Here is a 13,707-nt window from a genome sequence, read left to right as displayed (position 1 = left end):
GTTCAGCGGCTTTCTTTTGCCTACTTTTCTTTGCCGCGGCAAAGAAAAGTAGGTGCTGCCCCGCACAGGGGCGACGCATGAAGCACAAACATCAAATCGCGGATGCCAGCGACAAGCAAAAGCAAACTACCAAATAGCGTCGCCAGACAACCCAAAAAACCTTAACCCGCAGGCTTCTTATAAGCGACGCAGTCAACTTCAACTTTACAGTCGATCACCATCGACGACACAACACATGCCCGCGCAGGCGGATTAGCCCCAAAGTACTCCTTGAACACCTTATTAAACGAAGCAAAGTCACGCGGATCATCGAGCCACACACCACATCGCACGACATGCTCCGGCCCATATCCGGCCTCGGTCAAAATAGCGAGCACATTCTGAATGGTCTTGTGCGACTGCTCGACAATCCCACCATTGATCACTTCACCGTTCTCCATCGGGGTCTGCCCCGACACGAACAGCCAGCCGTCCGCTTCGACCGCACGCGCAAACGGCATCACCTGTCCGCCCGTACCCTTGCCACCTTCAACGCCATAACGCTTCATCGTTCAACTCCTTTGTAACGTAAGCGCGTTCGCACCCAATGCGAACGCAAAAATTCAAAAAGCCTGCGTAAGCTCGGCACGCGACGCCGCCGTCGCGCCACGCGCGACAAACCGGCCCGCGCGCTCGCCGGTCGGCTGGCCGTCGCGATACGACAGCACGCCATTCACCCACACGGCATCGATGCCATCCGCCGCCTGCTGCGGCTTGTCGAACGTCGCCGCATCGCGCACACGCGCCGGATCGAACAGCACCAGATCGGCGTGATAGCCGATATGCACCTCGCCGCGCTCCTTCAAACCAAAACGCCGCGCCGACAGACTCGTCATCTTGCGAATCGCCTCTTCCAGCGGAATCAGTTTCTGGTCGCGCGCATAGTGACCCAGCACACGCGGAAACGCGCCCCACAAACGCGGGTGCGGCAACGGATCGTTCGGCAAGCCATCGGAGCCGACCATCGTGGCCGGATGCGACAGAATGCGCCGCACGTCGTCTTCCGACATGTTGTGATACACGACACCCGCCGGTTGCAGGCGCTTGCCCGCTTCCTGCTGCGTGATGCCCCACTCGGCGGCGATGTCCTTGATCAGCTTGCCCGCCATCTCCGGATGCGGCGTCGACCACGTGACCGTGATGTCGATATCGCCCGTCACCTGCTTGAGATCGAGCGTCGACGAACTGCGGTTGTACGGATAACAGTCGCAGCCAACAGGATGAAACTGCCGCGCGCCTTCCAGCGACGCCAGCACTTCCACGCTGCGTCCCCAGTTCGACGGCCCGGCGCACTTCAAATGCGAGATGATCACCGGCACGCGTGCGTGCTTGCCGATGCGATACGCCTCGTCCATCGCGTCGAGAATCGCATCGAACTCGGTGCGCATGTGCGTCGTGTACAACGCACCCGATGCCGCGAGCGGCTCAGCCAGCGCCATCACTTCTTCCGTCGGCGCCGCAAACGCGGAGCCATACGCGAGCCCCGAACTCAAACCGAGCGCACCATTCGCCAACGCTTCTTCGAGCTGCACGCGCATGCCGTCGATTTCCTGCGCCGTCGCCGCGCGATCGAGCCGGTCCATATGGTTATTGCGCAGCGCCGTATGCCCGATCAGCGCGCCGACATTCACCGATGGCTTCGCCTTGTTCACGGCATCGACATAAGCCGCGAAGGTCGGATACTGAAACGCATCGCGCGCGCCGAGCAGATTCATCGGATCAGGCGGATCGCCGTTCAGCGACACAGGCGAAGCGCTGATTCCGCAATTGCCGACGATCACCGTCGTCACGCCCTGCGTGATCTTCGGCATCATTTGCGGTGAGCGGATCACGTGCGTGTCGTCGTGCGTGTGCACGTCGATGAAGCCTGGCGCCAGCGCGCGGCCATTCGCGTCGATCACCTCTTCGGCCAGCCAGTTCGACAGATTGCCGATCGCGACGATCTTGCCGTTGCGCACCGCGACGTCGCGCTCGACGGGCGGCGCGCCTGTGCCGTCATACAGTTGCGCGCCGACGATCAGCGTATCGGCGGCTTCGGGATGCGAGTGCATGAATCAGTCTCCTAGCGGTTGTCGGTCGCCGCCGCCGCGATGCGCGTCGAGCGCATGCTTCATGCGGCGCAGCAGTTCGCGGCTCTCGTCGCCGAGGCTCACAGCCAGTTCGGTGACGAGCACGTCGAGCGCCATCATCATCGCGTAGCGCGATGACGATGGCTTGTAGATAAAGTCGGTTTCGAACGCGACGATCGGGATCAGCCAGTCGGCCAGCTTCGCCAGCGGCGACGCCGGCGCCGTCACCGTGATCAGCGTCGCGCCGTAACTGCGCGCGATCTTGCAGCTATCCACCATTTCCGGCACGCGGCCTGTGGTCGACAACGCGATCACCACGGTATCGCGCGATACCGTCGATGCCACCATGCGCTGCAGCAAGCCATCCTGATACGTCGCCACCGGCCGGCCCAGACGCACGAGCCGGAAACGCATTTCGTCGGCGAGCGCGGTCGAGCCGCCGCCCATGCCGAACACGTAAATCATGCGCGCTTCGCGCAACGCAGCCGCCGCCTGCGCGAGCGGCGCCTGACACAGCAACTGGTGATTGTGCGTAAGCGCCGTCTGCAACTCGTCGAACACACGCGTCGCCAGCGGCTCGGGAACGTCGGATGGCTGCGCGCCCGTCTGCAGGAAACGCTGACCGACAGCCGCCGCCTGCGCGAGCCGCAGCTTCAGTTCACGCACGTCGCGGCAGCCCACCGCTTTCGCAAAACGCGTGACCGTCGCGACGCTCACTTCGGCCCGCTCGGCCAATGCGCCGATGCTCGCGCGCGACGCGCCCGTCAGATCGTCGAGAATCAGCGCCGCGACCTTGCGCTCGGCCGAGCGCAACTCGGGCGCGCATTCCGCAATACGGGCGACAATGTCGAAGGCGACGGGTTCGGCGGTGGAATTCATGGCTCGCGAGTGTCACGCGCCGTCGGTAACATCGCTCGCCGGACGCGTGGTACTAAATAACATTTCATCAAGCATCGTACTTTCGGTAACATACCAAAGTCAACTTCGATGCGATTTAACTGGCCGATGGAGCAGGATGACATGAAAGTTACAAACTATCAGGGGGCGACGATTGATCCTTACAGCAAGGGTCTGGGCAACGTGCCGGGTACGAGTATCCAGCTCGCGGACGCGACGCGTCTCGAATGGAATCTGCTCGACGAGGATGTCAGCCTGCCCGCCGCTGTCCTGTATGCAGACCGTGTCGAGCACAACCTGAACTGGATGCAGAAGTTCGTCGCCGAGTATGGCGTGAAGCTCGCGCCGCACGGCAAGACCACGATGGCGCCGCAACTGTTCCGCCGTCAGATCGAAACGGGCGCGTGGGGCATCACGCTCGCCACCGCGCATCAGGTGCGCGCCGCGTATCACGGCGGCGTATCGCGCGTGCTCATGGCGAACCAGCTGGTCGGCAAACGCAACATGCTGATGATCGCCGAACTGCTGAGCGATCCCGATTTCGAGTTCTTCTGTCTGGTGGATTCCGTCGAAGGCGTCGATCAGCTTGGCAAGTTCTTCGGCTCGGTGCGCAAGCAATTGCAGGTGCTGGTCGAACTCGGCGTGCCCGGTGGACGCACGGGCGTGCGCGACGACGCGCAAACGCAAGCCGTGCTCGACGCGATCGCGCGCTATCCGGATTCGCTGAAGCTCGCGGGCATCGAACTGTACGAAGGCGTGCTGAAGGAAGAACAGGAAGTGCGCGACTTCCTGCGCAGCGCCGTGAAGCTCACGCTGGAACTGTCGGATAAAGGCCAGTTCGCGCGCACGCCGGCTGTGCTGTCGGGCGCCGGGTCGGCGTGGTACGACGTGGTCGCGGAAGAGTTTGCGAAGGCCGCGCGCAAGGACCGCATCGAGATCGTGCTGCGTCCGGGTTGTTATCTGACGCATGACGTCGGCATCTATCGCAAGGCGCAGACGGATATTTTCAAGCGCAACCCTGTCGCGAAGCGCATGGGCGAAGGCTTGCTGCCTGCGCTGCAACTGTGGGCGTATGTGCAGTCCATTCCCGAGCCGGACCGCGCGATCATCGGTCTGGGCAAGCGCGATTCAGCCTTCGACGCTGGCTTTCCGGAACCCGCGAAGCACTATCGTCCGGGCACGCAAACGCCGCGTGACATCGGTACGGACGAAGGCTGGGAAATTTTCGGCTTGATGGATCAGCATGCGTATCTGCGGATTCCCGCAGGCGCTGATCTGAAAGTCGGCGACATGATCGCCTTCGACATCTCGCATCCGTGCCTGACCTTCGACAAATGGCGTCAGGTGCTGGTGGTCGATCCGTCGTATCGCGTGACGGAAGTGATCGAAACGTTCTTCTGATTGTTCTTCGATCGACAAGACAAAGGCGCTGCGTCTCACGACCCAGCGCCTTTTTTATCGGCTCATCGTCCGGCTGGCGCGGCCTCGGCATCGGCTGCCGGCGATGCCACGACTTCGCCGATGCGTGCTTCGAGCATCGACAGTGCGCTCGACAGGCCCGCGAGCACGTCGTCGGGTAATGCGGCCATCGTGTCGTGCAGGAACGCATTGCGATTCGGCAGACTCGTTTCGATCGCAGCGCGCCCTTCCGCCGTGAGCTTGACATTGGTGATGCGGTTGTCGCGCTCGTCCATGCTGCGCGAAATCCAGCCTATCGATTCCAGCGACTTCAGCTGACGCGTCAACGCGCCCGGATCGATACGCAAACGCTCGACGAGTTTTTTCTGCGACGACTCGCCCGCCTGATCGTACAGCGCGAGCAGAATACGCCAGCGCGGCAACGGATGCCCGACACGCCCCTCGAACGCCGACATGAACGCCCGATACGTGCGACCAAACTGTTGAAGGATAGCGACGCGGTCCTGTTCTTCCATGATGTTTCTATTAATCAAAAAACGCCTACATGCCAGTCAGTCAACGTGAACGACCGGCTCGATCTGCTTGCGCAACTTGACGGGCGGCACGCGCCGGCTTTGCCAGATCGCAAACAACGCAACCACTGCGCCCATCATCAGGCCGATATGGATCGCGCCCACCAGCGATTCACGCGCCGACTCCAGCAGCACGGCGCCATTGTGCCCTGCCTTCGACAATTCGCTCAAAAGCGTGTGCTGTGCGTCGCGATTGACGAGAATCTGCGGGTCGCCGAGATCGGCGAACCATTGGCTCGCGTGATCGCCGTCGAGCGCACTGCGCACGCCGCTCGCGTACATATGCGTGACGAGCGTGCCCGTCAGTGCCGTGCCGATCATCCCGCCGATCATGCGCAACGATTGCAGCAGCGCCGTCGCGATTCCGAGATGCTCGCGGCCCGCCGTCTGTTGCGCGAACACGGTGAGGTTCGGCAGCACGAAGCCGAGTCCGAGGCCACCGAGTGTCATGAACAGCATCAGCAGCCAGCGCGGCATCGCGTGCGTTGCGATCACCACGCCGAGCGACGCCGCCGCGAACAGCGCGAAGCCGATGAACAGCATCACATTCGGATTCGGCACCCGCGAGACGATGCGCCCATTCGCAATACTGCCGATCGTGATGAACACGACGAGCGGCGTGATCACCAGTCCCGCCTCGTTCGGCGTCATGCCGAAGCCGCCCTGGAACAGCAGCGGCGCGTAAAACAGCAGCGAGAACATTGCGAAACCGCCGAGCACGGCCAGCACGAACAGCGCGGAGAGGCTCTGGTTGCGGAACATGTCGATAGGGAGAATGGCTTGCGGGAAGCGTTTTTCCCATTGCCACAGCCCGATCGCGCACGCGATGCTCACCACCAGCAATGCAGCCGCCGATGCCGTCACGCCATGCTTGGGCAGCAGTTCGACGAACAGTTGCAAGCTGCCGAGCGACGCCGCGATCAGCAACGCGCCCGGCCAGTCGAGCCGCATCTTGCCTTCGTGCACGACATGCCGAAGATGCGGCAGATAACGCCACACGAAAAACAGCGACAGCAGCCCGACGGGCAAATTCACGTAGAACACCGAACGCCAGCCGTAGTACTGCGTCAGGAAACCACCCAGCGACGGCCCGACGGCATTGGCAATGCCGAACGCCGAACTCATCAGCACCTGCCAGCGCAGCCGCACGACGGAATCAGGAAAGAGATCGGGGATACACGCGAACGCGGTGCCGACCAGCATGCCGCCGCCGATGCCCTGCACGCCGCGCGCGATCACCAGAAACAGCATGTTATTGGCCGCGCCGCACAGCACGGACGCCGCCGTGAACACGATGATCGACGCGATCACGAATGGCTTGCGCCCGTAGTAATCGCCGAGTCGCCCGAAGATCGGCACCGTGATCACCGACGTCAGCAGATACGACGTCGCGACCCACGCGTACAGCTCGAAACCTTTGAGATCCGCGACGATGGTGGGCAGCGCGGTGCCGACCACGGTCTGGTCGAGGGCGACCAGCATCGAGACGAAAGAGACGCCGAGCATCGCCAGCAACGATTCCCGGAACGGTAAAACTTGCCCACTCGAATGGTGGGCGGCGGTGTGCACGGCCATTTTTTGATGAAACAACAGTTGACTCGTCAACGATATGGAATCATACCACGCTGAATCGCTCTAATCTGCGTGCGTCCGGACCTGCTTGTTGCATCGGACGCTCCTAAAAATTCTGAGGTTCAGGGAGATTCATGGAACCCACTACACTTGCCGCCGCGCCGCTTTCCGCCGACGATCTCGCGGCTCTGCGCCGCGCCAAACACGAACTCGAAAGCCCGGCGCTGACGATGAAACTGGCCAGCATCGTCGGTGCGCCGATGGAAAAGCTGATGTCGAAGATGCCGGCGATTGCCAGCGACAAGGTCAACGACGCGACGCAACTCGCGCTGCGCAAATGTCTGCAGATCGCGCTGCGCACGCTGGGGCGACCGATGGGCGGCGCGCCGCTCGGCGTCAGCGACCGGCCGAGCAATCTGCTGCACAAGTTCGCCGTCGCGACGACGGGCGCGGCGGGCGGCGCGTTCGGGCTGTTCGCGCTGCCTGTCGAACTGCCCGTCACGACCACGCTGATGTTCCGCTCGATCTGCGACATCGCGCGCAGCGAGGGCGAGGATCTGACTGCCGTCGATACACAACTGCAATGCCTGACGGTGCTCGGCATGGGCGGCACATCGAAAGCTGACGACGATGCCGATTACGGCTACTTCATCATGCGAGGCGCGCTGGCGCAGGCGGTGTCGAAGGCGTCGTCGGAGATTGCGACCAAGGGTTTCACGACGCACGGCTCGGCGGCGCTGCTGCGTCTGTTGAACACGATCGCGGCGCGTTTTTCGGTGCAGGTGAGCGAGCAGATCGCGGCGAAGTCGATTCCCGCTATCGGCGCGGTGCTCGGTGCAATGGTCAACACCGTGTTCATCGACCACTTCCAGCAGGTCGCGCACGGCCACTTCACCGTGCGCCGCCTCGAACGCCAGTACGGCACGGACGCCGTGCAGGCCGCGTATCAGACGATCGACGTTTCGCTGGCGGGATGAACGCCGCGGCGCGCGCCCGTGACGCGTAGAACAAAGCGCGCGGCAAGATCGAGCGCGCGGCGCGCTTCGGGAATGAACGGCGTCCAGAGTTGCCACACGTGCGGCATCTTGCGCCAGATTTCGAAGTCGACGTCGACGCCCGCTGCGCGCGCCTTGTCCGCGACGCGCCGCGAATCATCGAGTAACACTTCCGTGCTGCCGACTTGCATGAAGAGCGGCGGGAGGCCTTTCAGGTCTGCATAGAGCGGCGACGCGTACGGATGCGTGGCGGGTGTATCGCCAAGATAAAGCTGCGCGGCCCGCCCGATTGACGGACCGTGGAACATCGGATCGATGCCGTCATTGGTTTGCAGCGATGCGCCTGTCGCCGCGAGATCCGTCCACGGTGAAAAGAGGATCGCGCCTGCTGGCAGTGGCGCACCGGCGTCGCGCAACGCGACGAGTGTCGCGAGCGCCAGGCCGCCGCCGGCTGAATCGCCTGCGATCACAATCGAATCGGGCTGCGTTCCTTCCTTGATCAGCTGTCGATAGGCGGCCAATGCATCGTCGAGGGCAGCGGGAAACGGGTGCTCGGGCGCGAGCCGGTAATCGAGTGAAAATACGCGCGCTCCGCTACGTGCTGCCAGACCGAAGGAGCCCGCGCGGTGCGTCTGCGGCGAGCAGAAGTAATAGCCGCCGCCATGCAGGTAAAGGATCGTTGTCGCGTGCTGCTTTCCGTCGGCTCGCGTCAGCCATTCACCGCGCAATGGCCAGTCACGTTCGCCATAGCGTTCATGCAAAGCCCAGCCCGACGGCACGCGCGGCGTGTAGGCGCGCTTCGCTGTCATCCTGCGCGCACGTTCGGCGCTGATCGTCGGATGCCGCGTCTGAGGATGAAACTGACGACGCAAAAACCAGCAAGCAAAGGCGCTTTGCCAACTCATCGGAGCACTCTCCATCGCAGATTGAATTGCCATGGTACGTGGCTTTCGCTGAGCTTCGGTTGAAGGCGTCTTCTACTGACTGGATCGCCAGTGAGTCGCCGCTTCAAACGACAATAGCCGGAACCGCCATTGACGCTTCCGGCCATCGTGCTGAATGCCTTGCCTTGTTTAATTCGCCGGCAACACCTGACCGCGGATTTCGCCCGTCGGATTCTGCGCCGTGTGAACGTTGAAGTACCACTGCCCCGCCATCAGATCGGTGACCTGCTGCTCCGTCAGAGTCACAGAACCTTTGATCGGACTGGCCAACGCGCTCTTGTCGATGGGCACCTGCACTTTTGCGTTCTGCCCGACGGGCGCAGGACCGTGGAAATGCGCCATCGTCGCCGGACCCGACAGGCTCTCGTAAGTCACGGTCCACTTCAACGTTTTGGTCGAGGTGTCGAACGTCGCGTCCAGCGCGCCGTGTCCGCGACTCACACGCGGTGGCACTTCGCTCGATGGTTCGAGGTCAGCTTTCAGATCTACCGTGTCCGCCAGCGCCACGCCCGACGCCAGCGCCCACATGACAGCAACCATGCTCAGCTTTCGAATCGCAATCATTGTTCTCTCCGAGTCTTTGTGCGCTGGACTAGCGCTGCTCGACGCCCGATACGTGAGCAAACGCCATCTCATGCGCCAGCACATACTAGTGCAATTCGGAGCACTGCGCGTGACGCACACGCAGCGATATGAGGGCTTGCGAAGCGAGGAACCGCAGGAGCAATCAGGCGAGCAGCGCCGCCTGTTCTTCGATGCCGTCGAGCATGGTATTGCATGCACGCACGAGGGCGATGCCTTCGGTGCGCAGCTTGTCCGACGGAGCGGTGGTCAGGTGCCGCCGGTAGCTTTCGAGCACGCCGAGCAGCGGCGGATACTGCAACACGCCCACCGCGCCCGCGACACGATGATGCCATTGACGCAACTCCGCGACGTCTGGGTCGTTGAGCAGCGGCGGCAACGCGCGCATATCGTCCCGCACCGATGACACGAACGCATCGAGCAAGGACTTGACCGTCGATTCGCTGCCCCATATCTGCGTCAACTGGCTGAGATCGACGGGAACATAGGCGATGCTGTCCGCTTTTTCAGCGTGCGTGTCCAGCACGGCCGCCGTTGGCGCATCGCCTGGTGCGGCAGGCCGCGCGCTATCCGCGCCAAACCAGCGGCTCAGATAATCGCGCAAAGTGGCGAGGCGAGTCGGCTTGACGAGGCAATCGTCCATGCCCGCCTCGCGACAGGCCTTCAGATCTTCCGGCGCGGTGTTGGCCGTGATGCCGAGAATCGGCAGATGTGCGCCGGTAGATTGCTCCCGTTCACGCACGCCTCGCGCCAGTTCATAGCCTGACAATCTTGGCATGTGGCAATCAGTGATCAGGAAGCCGTACGATGTCGCATCAAGCGCGTCGAGTGCTTCGGCGCCGTCGTTGACGACGTCGCATGCAAAGCCGAGCAGCGCCAGCTGATGACGGATCAACTCCTGATTGACGGGATGATCTTCGGCGACCAGCACGAGCCGTCCGCTTGCAATTGCACGCTCACGATCGGGCGGCGCGCTAATCGCTTCGCCTGCGCCAACCGGGCGTGCGGGCGTCGGCGAAAGACCTGTCAATGCGGCGGCGCATGCCGCGCTCAGGCCACGCCACGAAATCGGGTTGATACTCACTCGCACCGCGTCGTCGACAATCCGGTAGCCGGTGGGCTTGGGCTTCTCGGTCAGGCTGATGATCTTCGCGCCAGACTGCGCGACGGCCGCCGGCAGTTCGACGCCTTCGCCGACGAAAATCAGATCCACGCCTCGCAGCGCTTTCAGATCGCGCAATTCCGCGAGGTCGGCGCCCACGCAGCGCAACTCGATGCCAAGTGCAGTGCCGAAGTGCTTGAGTGCTGTCGCGACTGGCGCATCGCACGTTGCGACGATACCGCGTTTGCCGCGCAAACCACCTGCCGTGTAATGCTGCGTCTCGAGAGGCATCAGCAGGCGCAATGTCATGCGCGTGCCTTCGCCCGGCGTACTCGACAGCGATAACTCACCGCCCATCAACGCGACCAGTTTGCGACAGATGGTCAGGCCGAGACCCGTGCCGCCAAAGCGCCGCGTCGTCGACGATTCCGCCTGCACGAACGGTTCGAACAGACGCGCCTGAACTTCAGGATCGATGCCGATGCCCGTATCGTCGACGGTGATCTCGATCGTCTGGCCCGATTCGGCCTGCTCTACGAGATTCACGAGTACATCGACTTCGCCACGCGGCGTGAACTTGATCGCATTGCCGAGCAGGTTAAACAGGATCTGTCGCAAGCGCACGCTGTCGCCTCTGAGGGTTGCGGCGACTTGCGGATCGACGTCGACCCGTACTTTGAGACCTTTCTCATGCGCCCGGCCCGCCAACAACCCGACCGCCGTGTCGACCAGATCGCGCATGTCGATTGGCTCGGATTCGATGGTCAGCCGTCCGGCTTCGATTTTCGAGTAGTCGAGCAGGTCGTCGAGAATCTGCAGTAGTGCGCCCGCCGATTCGTGAATCATGCCGAGCATTTCACCCTGATCCGCATCGAGCCGTGTACGCTCCAGCACTTCGACGAGACCGAGCACACCGTTCATCGGCGTGCGGATTTCGTGACTCATCATCGCGAGGAAGTCGTCCTTCGCGCGCGACGCGGCTTCGGCGAGATCGCGGGCATGCGCCAGTTCGTCGGCACGCAACCGCTCGACACTCGCGTCGACCCAATAGCCGCTCCACACCGTCCCACCACCGGGCTCGCGCCGCGGCACGAGTTCCGCACGCACCCAGCGTTGCTCGGTCGGTCCGTCGATCCGGAACTCGATGTGCAAAGGCTCCATGACGAGCGCGGAACGTTCGAGCGCGGTGACAACGCCCGGGCGGTCGTCCGGGCAAATCGTGCTGAAGTCGAGTGCGATATGGGTCATCAGCGCGTCGCTGTCGTAGCCGAGCAGATGCTCGATATCACCGCCGACATAAGGGAACGAGTACGTGCCATCGAGTCCGCGCCGCAACTGGAACACGACGGCCGGCAACGAGCCTGTCACGTCGGCGAGACGCCGTTGCGTCTCGCTCGCCAGCATTTCCGCGCGGCGGATATCCGTGATGTCGACGACCGTGCCGAGCAGACACATGGGCTTGCCGTCGGCACCGTTGCAGACGCACACGCAGAAAATGCCATGCCGGCTGTCGCCATGCGCGTCTTCGAACTCGAGCTCGATCTGCATGGTCGAGCCTTCTTTCAGCACCTCATGTATCAAGCGTACGAGCGACTGGCTATTGCCCTTGCCCCACGCAAGAACATCCGTGCTCGTACGTCCGATCACGTCTTCGCGCCGGAGGCCCGTCGCGTCCTCGTACGCGCGGTTGACGTCGATATATCGCAACTGCAAGTCCATCGCGACGAGAGGATACGGGACCATTTCCATCATCGTCTGCTGAAAATTCAGCTGCGACTCGAGTTCGTGCTCGGTGCGCTCGCGTCGTCCGACCTCGCGCTGCAGCAGTACATATGCGCGCAACGTCACCAGCAATACAACACCTACGCAAATCAGCACAGGCAACAGCCGAAGTGCCGTCACGCTCCAGCCACCTTCCGGTCGCGTGCTTCCCGTCACCCACTTCTGACGGATACGTTGCCGCTCCGACGCGGGCATGGCGAGCAACGCGCGGTCGATCAGCCCCGCCAGCGGCGCCATATCGGGGCGCACTGCAAAGCCGACGGAATCCGGCTCGCGCACCGTCCCCACAATCTTCAGAACGCCTGCATACTGCCGCGTCAGTGCGGTGTCGATTTCAGCGACGTTGCCCACCAGCGCGTCGGCGCCGCCCGCCGCCAGCAGTTTCAACGCCGCGTTCAGGTTCGACGCAACCATGATGTGCCCAGCCGACACCCCGTATTGCTGAAAAGGCACCGAACCACGGCTGTGTACCGACACCACCACGCGGCGCGTAGCGAAGTCGCTCAGGCTGCGCGCGACCGGCTCGGCTTCGCGCGCAACGATGACAATCGGATACGTTTCGTAAGCGTGGGAGAAAGTCGCGAGCTGAAGTCGCGGATCATTGCGGGCCGCCGTGGCGAGTAGCGCGACGTTGCCACGGTCGAAGTCTTCGAGCGTGGCGGACCAATCCTTAGCCGGCGCGCGATGGAACGTAAGGCCAAGCGTACGGCCAATGTAATCGAGATAGTCTGCGGCGAGGCCCGACGGGCGTCCCAGTTCATCGAGCGTGCTGAACGGCGCCCAGTCTCCATCGAAGCCAACCGACAGCGGCGGCAACGCGCGCAGCCATGCCTGCTCTTCGCGGCTCAGAACCAGATTTGTCGATTCGGACGCCGAGCGCGCGTCGAAACTGCCACCGAGCCAGCGAGCCCGGATCGCAGCCTCGTCCTCCGTTTGGAGCGCGGCCAGTCCACGGTTCAGCTTGTCGCGCAAATCGCTTTTTGAAACAGGAACAGCGAAACGCGTTTCACTGACCTGCCCCGTTTCCTCGAAGGCTGTGGTCAAGCTGCGGAATTCCGGCTCGGCGAGATAGTGGCGCACAGCCGGCGTGAAACCGAAATAGGCGTCATCTTTGCGCTGCCCAATTGCGCGCAGCGCAGAACGCGTGTCGGCAAAGGTATCGATCCGCGCATGAGGAAAACGCGCGCGTAGCACGGCTCCGAGCGCGAAACCCCGTTCGACCGCGATGCGCGCATCTTTCATCTGCGTCAGGTCCGAGAACGCCATGACGTTGCTCGCGAGCACGACGGCAGATGTCGAACTACGGAAATACGGCGTAGAGAACGACAGACAACGTTCGCGCTCGGGCGTGCGCGCAATGCTCGTCAGCACGTCGATTTCGTTCGCGCAAGCCGCTGCGAGCAACTGCTCCATGTCAGCAAACGTCTTCGTCGTGATTTGGACATCGGGACCGACGATCGCGCGCAGATAGTCGGCGCTGAGTCCGACGAACTTGCCTTCGTCGAACATCTCGAAAGGCGGCCATCCGTTTGCGAGCATTCCAACAGTCAGTTTGGACGGAAATGCCGCCGGACTCGCACCGAGTGCAGCGTGAGCCGTCCCGGAAATGCCGGCAAGCACTAGCAGCAGGCACGCAAGACCAGCCACCAGCGTCGAGCGGACGCGGATCACCAGGCAGCGAAGCATGGAGTGGAGATAAGAATTGGGGGAACAGTGTGAGGAGCACATGGATCT

At 62.6% G+C, this 13,707-nt stretch carries 10 protein-coding genes; 2 read left to right on the top strand and 8 right to left on the bottom strand.

The window, feature by feature from the left end; translation table 11 throughout:
- Positions 1 to 161: 161 nt before the first annotated feature.
- Genes DK391_RS36810 through DK391_RS36800 form a run of 3 tightly spaced genes read right to left on the bottom strand, consistent with a single transcriptional unit; the run spans position 162 to position 2,987 of the window.
- Positions 162 to 548 (bottom strand): RidA family protein, encoded by a 387-nt coding sequence (locus DK391_RS36810; protein ID WP_060599284.1) that lies wholly within the window; start codon positions 546 to 548, stop codon positions 162 to 164.
- 54 nt (positions 549 to 602) lie between these two features.
- Positions 603 to 2,090, bottom strand: coding sequence for a D-aminoacylase (locus tag DK391_RS36805; RefSeq protein ID WP_109482924.1), 1,488 nt, complete (start codon positions 2,088 to 2,090; stop codon positions 603 to 605).
- A gap of 3 nt (positions 2,091 to 2,093) precedes the next feature.
- Positions 2,094 to 2,987 (bottom strand): MurR/RpiR family transcriptional regulator, encoded by an 894-nt coding sequence (locus DK391_RS36800; protein WP_109482923.1) that lies wholly within the window; start codon positions 2,985 to 2,987, stop codon positions 2,094 to 2,096.
- A gap of 141 nt (positions 2,988 to 3,128) precedes the next feature.
- On the opposite strand from DK391_RS36800, the gene DK391_RS36795 reads away from it, so the two are divergent.
- Positions 3,129 to 4,406 (top strand): amino acid deaminase, encoded by a 1,278-nt coding sequence (locus DK391_RS36795; RefSeq protein WP_109482922.1) that lies wholly within the window; start codon positions 3,129 to 3,131, stop codon positions 4,404 to 4,406.
- A 62-nt stretch (positions 4,407 to 4,468) separates the two neighbouring features.
- Here DK391_RS36795 and DK391_RS36790 read toward each other — a convergent pair whose 3' ends face one another.
- The gene (locus DK391_RS36790; RefSeq protein ID WP_109482921.1) at positions 4,469 to 4,939 is read right to left on the bottom strand and encodes a MarR family winged helix-turn-helix transcriptional regulator; all 471 of its coding nucleotides are present in this window, start codon (positions 4,937 to 4,939) and stop codon (positions 4,469 to 4,471) included.
- 36 nt (positions 4,940 to 4,975) lie between these two features.
- Entirely contained in the window at positions 4,976 to 6,571 is a 1,596-nt protein-coding gene (locus tag DK391_RS36785) for an MFS transporter (RefSeq protein ID WP_109482920.1), read from the bottom strand.
- Between the two features lie 131 nt (positions 6,572 to 6,702).
- On the opposite strand from DK391_RS36785, the gene DK391_RS36780 reads away from it, so the two are divergent.
- Positions 6,703 to 7,545: an EcsC family protein gene (locus DK391_RS36780; protein WP_109482919.1), complete on the top strand. Its 843-nt coding sequence runs from the start codon at positions 6,703 to 6,705 to the stop codon at positions 7,543 to 7,545.
- Here DK391_RS36780 and DK391_RS36775 read toward each other — a convergent pair.
- From DK391_RS36775 to DK391_RS36765, 3 genes are all read right to left on the bottom strand, one after another.
- Positions 7,515 to 8,468: an alpha/beta hydrolase gene (locus tag DK391_RS36775; protein ID WP_109482918.1), complete on the bottom strand. Its 954-nt coding sequence runs from the start codon at positions 8,466 to 8,468 to the stop codon at positions 7,515 to 7,517. The two genes, DK391_RS36780 and DK391_RS36775, sit on opposite strands and share 31 nt — an antisense overlap.
- 168 nt (positions 8,469 to 8,636) lie before the next feature.
- The gene (locus DK391_RS36770) at positions 8,637 to 9,071 is read right to left on the bottom strand and encodes a CHRD domain-containing protein (RefSeq protein WP_109482917.1); all 435 of its coding nucleotides are present in this window, start codon (positions 9,069 to 9,071) and stop codon (positions 8,637 to 8,639) included.
- 163 nt (positions 9,072 to 9,234) lie between these two features.
- A complete protein-coding gene (locus tag DK391_RS36765) occupies positions 9,235 to 13,659 on the bottom strand; it encodes a transporter substrate-binding domain-containing protein (RefSeq protein WP_239483053.1) in 4,425 nt (1,474 codons plus the stop codon).
- Positions 13,660 to 13,707: the final 48 nt, after the last annotated feature.

Source organism: Paraburkholderia sp. C35 (assembly GCF_003121405.1).
Classification (GTDB): Bacteria; Pseudomonadota; Gammaproteobacteria; order Burkholderiales; family Burkholderiaceae; genus Paraburkholderia.
This window is presented reverse-complemented; position numbering and strand designations above follow the sequence as displayed.